The organism is Collimonas sp. (assembly GCF_044339385.1).
Classification (GTDB): Bacteria; Pseudomonadota; Gammaproteobacteria; order Burkholderiales; family Burkholderiaceae_D; genus Collimonas.
The window spans coordinates 1-4655 of sequence record NZ_JBIIVN010000180.1 but is presented as its reverse complement, the minus strand read 5'-3'; the positions used below and the strand labels follow the sequence as shown (position 1 = coordinate 4655).

Below are 4655 nucleotides of genomic sequence, written 5' to 3'. Positions count from 1 at the left end.
TTGCACGGCTAGCTCCTTGAACTCCGCCGTGTACATCTGTTTTGGTATCTTCTTCATTGCTGGTCTTTCCAAAGGATCGTTGATTTTACGTTACCTATGGAAGACTAAATTTCGGGGGAAGCTCATTATCTGAACCGGCGTTTTTGCATCTCTGGCGCTACATGAAGAAACTTGCCGATTATTTGCTATCCGCGCAATGTCGGGCAGTCTATATTGAAGGCAGTCACTTGATAAGGAGGCTGTCATGGGTAAAAGAAAAGATGTCGCGCCCGCAATCAACCCAGAGAAGAAAAAGAAAATGCAGCCGGTCAATCCGGCGGACCGTTGGACCGGGCATGCGCTAGATGGTAGCCAGCAATTGGACATTCTTGAAGAGCAGATGTATGTCAACGAACCGGGAACCACCATCGATCAGCCGCTGGTGCCTGCGAAATCATCGAAGTGACACGACAGCTGCGCTGTGATGCCGTTTTTTGCGTAATTCGTTATGGTTAATTGTCAGGCGCTGGCAGAGCCGGTTTTTCCGGAAAAACCGCTGCGGCCGCGAGGCTGTGTTCTTGACTTGCTGGTCAATAGGGGCGATCTCGGCAAGAAGTTTCCAGCCTGTATCGCCTGTCACGGCAGTGCCATGACCGGCGTGCAGCCGGCTACGCTGGGTTTGCTGCGAGATTATCTGGTTGCTCAGATCGGCGCCTGGAAAAGTGGTGTGCGCCACGCGCTGGCGCCGGATTGTATGGCGCAGATAGTGCAGCGCCTGACTCCTGAAGATAGCGGCGCCGTTGCGGCATGGCTGGCTGCGCAGCCAGTTCCCGCCGACGCTAGCGCAGTCACCCGGATCTCGGTCAAGCTGCCGTTGGCTTGCGGCAGTGCCCCCACTGATTCGTCGGAGCATACATGAGACGGATGGCAATGTGGACGATTGGCGCTCTGGCGCTGCTGGCCGCTGGCGCTTTGGGGCGATTGGCAATGCGCGATGGCGACGATCGCAACCTGCCGCAGCGGGCTGCGGCAGCGGTAAATCCGGCCGAGCAAGCGCAACGCGGTGCCACCCTGGTACGCGGCGGCGATTGTCAGTTCTGCCGAAGTCAGTCGCTATCGGGCGGTGCCGCTGGGCTAGCGGCAGGCGCAGCTAACCCTTACTGACACCATGAGCAGTTTTTTTGTGTTTTCAAGGTTGTGCTCACAGTGTCAGCATGATTTTGCCGATATGTGAGCTGCTTTCCATCAGTGCATGCGCCTGTGCTGCCTGTTCCAGCGGAAAGGTCCGGAAGATTACCGGTTTGATCTTGCGTGCCGCCAGCAACGGCCAGACCTGCTGCTGCAATTGCGCGGCGATGGCCGCCTTGAAGCCGATCGGGCGCGGCCGCAAGGTTGAACCGGTAATCGTCAGGCGGCGCATCAGCACCTGGCGCAAATCGATATTGGCGCTGCTGCCGCCGAGCGTGGCGATGCATACCAGACGACCGTCATCTGCCAGGCAACTGATCTCACGTGCTACGTAATCGCCCGCCACCATGTCGAGTATCACATTGACGCCGTTGCCATCGGTAGCGTCCTTGATCACTGCCGCGAAATCCTCGTTGCGGTAGTTGATGCCGCGTACCGCACCGAGCGCTTCGCAGGCGCGGCATTTTTCGTCCGAGCCGGCAGTGGCGAATACGCGGTGGCCGAGTGCGCTAGCGATCTGAATCGCCGCAACGCCGATGCCGGAGCTGCCGCCTTGCACCAGCAGGGTTTCGCCGGCGGACAGCTTGGCGCGGTCGAAAACATTACTCCATACGGTAAAAAAGGTTTCCGGCAACGATCCCGCTTCAATTGCGTTCCAGCCCGCTGGCAATGGCAGGCATTGGAGCGCTGGCGCGTTGCAATATTCTGCGTAGCCGCCGCCCGCCACCAGCGCGCACACCAGATCACCTTTTCTCAAGTGAGTCTGGCTGAAGTCGCCGTCGACGATTTCACCAGCTATCTCCAGCCCCGGCAGATCCGATGCGCCCGGCGGCGGCGAATAGTTACCGGTGCGCTGGAACACGTCCGGCCGGTTGATGCCGGCGGCCTGTACCTTGATCAATACTTCGCCAGCGGCGAAAGAGGGGATCGCTCGCTCGCAAATTTGCAGAACGTCGGGACCGCCGGGGTGGATGATTTCAATCGCGCGCATGAGTTTATCCGTTGGGTAAATCAGACATTGTATACCAAGCGGAATTTGTCATTTTTTTCTGGTTCGATAGTTTTTAATGTTTTGGCATGTATGGCATGTATGGCATGTATGGCATGTATGGCATGTGCAATGCGATGTGGAATGACATGTGCACAGCGCTCAAGGCCGACATCTCAACCATCAATCGGCCCGGCGTTGGGTAATGTCTCGCAGAAAAGACCGAGGCGATTGTGCCATCAACTTTATAATGCGATGCTGATGCACGCTGGCATGTTTATCTTGCCGATTTATTAATTCCCCTGTTATTAAGCGACAAAAACGATGGCCTATCTGTTTCATTTGATCGAACAATATGGATTGGCGATCTTATTTTTCAATGTGCTGGTGGAGCAGCTCGGTGCTCCTGTGCCTGCTTATCCGACCTTGGTGATCACCGGTGCACTGATGCATCGCGGCGAATACTCGGCGCCGGTGCTGCTGCTTACCGCGGTGGTGGCAGCGCTGATTGCCGATTTCGCCTGGTATCTGGCGCGCCGACGTTATGGCCGGAAGGTGCTGGCCACACTCTGCCGCATTTCGCTCTCACCGGATTCGTGCGTACGTCAAACCGAATCGATCTATTCCCGCTGGGGCGCACGTTCGCTTCTGCCAGCCAAGTTCATTCCCGGTTTTGCCTCTATCGCCAGCGCGTTGGCAGGCACTGTCGGCACCAAACGTGCGACGTTCATTTTGTATGACGGCATCGGCGCGGCGTTGTGGGCCGGTCTCGGCATCTATCTGGGCTCGTTGTTCAGCACCACTGTCGATGATTTGTTGAATGTGCTGACGCAGCTTGGTCAGTACGGGATGATACTGATCGCTGTCGGCTTCTCGGTTTTTGTGGCCAGCAAATGGTGGCAGCGGCGTCGCCTCCGATTGTCGTTGCGCATGGCGCGCATCTCGGTTGCAGAACTGAACGCCTTGCTGCAGCACGGCATGCGGTCGGCAATCGTCGATGTGCGCTCACCGGCGGCACAACAAATCGGCCGCATTCCTGGTGCGCGGACGATCTCGCATCATGAAATCAATAGTTTCGTACCGGATGCGCCGATGGACCAGGAAGTGATCGTCTATTGTGCCTGTCCAAACGAAACTTCTGCGGCGATCGTCGCCAAGCAGTTAATGCGCAAGGGCTACAAGAAAGTGCGGCCTTTGTCCGGCGGCATTGATGCATGGATTGCGGCCGGTTACGCGATCGACGCCTAGTTCCAGGCTGGTTTGGCGATGTCCTTTCTACTTTAGCGGGAATTTCCATGTTCAGAATCAGTCTTGATGCACTTCTCATTCTTGACGCGATTGACCGCTGCGGATCGTTCTCTGCTGCCGGTGTTGAATTACATCGCGTGCCGTCGACGATTTCCTACACCGTCTCCAAATTGGAGCAGGATTTGGGGGTGCAGGTATTCGAAAGGCAAGGGCCGAAAGTAGTACTGACCAGCGCTGGCGTAGAATTGTTGAAAGAGGGCCGCTATCTGCTGAAGGCGGCGGAGGATCTGGAGCATCGGGTGCGTCGGGTCGCCTCCGGCTGGGAGACAGAAATCACGGTCTGCATCGACTCGTTGTTTTCGGTAAGCGCGCTGGAATCCGATATCAGCGCTTTTTGTGGCGTTGCCGATAAAACCCGCTTGCGCATTGCCCGCGAATCCTTGGCCGGTACTTGGGAGGCGTTGCTGGATCGCCGCGTCGATTTATTGATTGCCGCGCCCGGTCAGGGGCCGGCAGGTGGCGGCTACAACGCCGAACCAATCGGCACAATTTCTTTCGTTTTCGTGGTGGCGCCGACGCATCCGTTAGCCGACGTTAAAAAAATATTGGGCAAAGCTGAATTACTCCCGTATCGTGCCATCAGCGTGGCCGATTCGGCGCGCAAGATGGCGCCGCGCACGGTTGGACTGCTGTTCGGGCAAGATACCCTTACAGTACCCGACATGCGCAGCAAATACGCATTGCAACTCGCCGGTATCGGCTTTGGCTTTCTGCCAGAGCCATGCGCGCGCAGCGATCGCCGCCGGCGCGCTGATCGTCAAGCAAGTCGAAGAGCCGAAGCCGGACGAGACATTTTCGCTGGCATGGCGCAGCGGCGAATAGGGCGCGGCCCTGGCATGGTGGCTGGCGCGCATGCGCCAGCCCGATCTGATGGCGCGCCTGATCCGCCATGTGCCCGGCGTCGCTTGAAAGAACCGTAAAGCCTGATGCTTTGCGGCCAGTCGGCAGCACTCAATACGGCAGGTCGAACAGCAATACCTCTGCCGCATCGGATTGCTCCAGCGTGACCAGGTTTTCATCGATCACTTTCAACGCATCACCACCTTTCAAGTCGATGCCATTGACGCGCAAACGACTATAGTGGACCCGGAAATCCGGACAATAGTTTAAGGAGTATCCTGCACTGAACAACGAAGGCAGGATATGAACGAATTAAAACGAAACAGTTTCAGCGGACAACAAAAAAGCGAAG

General features: G+C 56.9%; 6 protein-coding genes and 1 pseudogene. 5 read left to right on the top strand and 2 right to left on the bottom strand.

Features of this window, described 5'->3' with window-relative positions; all coding sequences use genetic code 11:
- The first annotated feature begins 244 nt into the window (after nt 1-244).
- The 3 genes from ACIQ0R_RS11320 to ACIQ0R_RS11310 all read left to right on the top strand — a co-directional run bounded on the left by ACIQ0R_RS11320 (nt 245) and on the right by ACIQ0R_RS11310 (nt 1143).
- Nucleotides 245-445 (top strand): hypothetical protein, encoded by a 201-nt coding sequence (locus tag ACIQ0R_RS11320; RefSeq protein ID WP_395827395.1) that lies wholly within the window; start codon nt 245-247, stop codon nt 443-445.
- A gap of 117 nt (nt 446-562) precedes the next feature.
- Entirely contained in the window at nt 563-898 is a 336-nt protein-coding gene (locus ACIQ0R_RS11315; protein ID WP_395827392.1) for a c-type cytochrome, read from the top strand.
- The gene (locus tag ACIQ0R_RS11310; protein ID WP_395827389.1) at nt 895-1143 is read left to right on the top strand and encodes a hypothetical protein; all 249 of its coding nucleotides are present in this window, start codon (nt 895-897) and stop codon (nt 1141-1143) included. Before ACIQ0R_RS11315 ends, ACIQ0R_RS11310 begins: the two co-directional genes overlap by 4 nt.
- Nucleotides 1144-1180: 37 nt before the next feature.
- Here ACIQ0R_RS11310 and ACIQ0R_RS11305 read toward each other — a convergent pair whose 3' ends face one another.
- On the bottom strand, nt 1181-2158 hold the full coding sequence (locus tag ACIQ0R_RS11305; protein ID WP_395827386.1) for an NAD(P)H-quinone oxidoreductase: 978 nt from the start codon (nt 2156-2158) through the stop codon (nt 1181-1183).
- 321 nt (nt 2159-2479) lie between these two features.
- On the opposite strand from ACIQ0R_RS11305, the gene ACIQ0R_RS11300 reads away from it, so the two are divergent.
- Both ACIQ0R_RS11300 and ACIQ0R_RS11295 read left to right on the top strand, forming a co-directional pair.
- Nucleotides 2480-3403: a rhodanese-like domain-containing protein gene (locus ACIQ0R_RS11300; protein ID WP_395827384.1), complete on the top strand. Its 924-nt coding sequence runs from the start codon at nt 2480-2482 to the stop codon at nt 3401-3403.
- Nucleotides 3404-3450: 47 nt separating this feature from the next.
- Nucleotides 3451-4372, top strand: a pseudogene (locus ACIQ0R_RS11295) (LysR family transcriptional regulator).
- 42 nt (nt 4373-4414) lie between these two features.
- Here the strand turns inward: ACIQ0R_RS11295 and ACIQ0R_RS11290 are convergent.
- Complete coding sequence (locus tag ACIQ0R_RS11290) at nt 4415-4534, bottom strand: hypothetical protein (protein ID WP_395827381.1); 120 nt, start codon at nt 4532-4534, stop codon at nt 4415-4417.
- Nucleotides 4535-4655 lie beyond the last annotated feature (121 nt).

Coding starts and splice junctions, on each gene's coding strand:
- ACIQ0R_RS11320 (WP_395827395.1), top strand. CDS start 245: ATGGGTAAAAGAAAAGATGTCGCGCCCGCAATCAACCCAGAGAAGAAA.
- ACIQ0R_RS11310 (WP_395827389.1), top strand. CDS start 895: ATGAGACGGATGGCAATGTGGACGATTGGCGCTCTGGCGCTGCTGGCC.
- ACIQ0R_RS11305 (WP_395827386.1), bottom strand. CDS start 2,158: ATGCGCGCGATTGAAATCATCCACCCCGGCGGTCCCGACGTTCTGCAA.
- ACIQ0R_RS11300 (WP_395827384.1), top strand. CDS start 2,480: ATGGCCTATCTGTTTCATTTGATCGAACAATATGGATTGGCGATCTTA.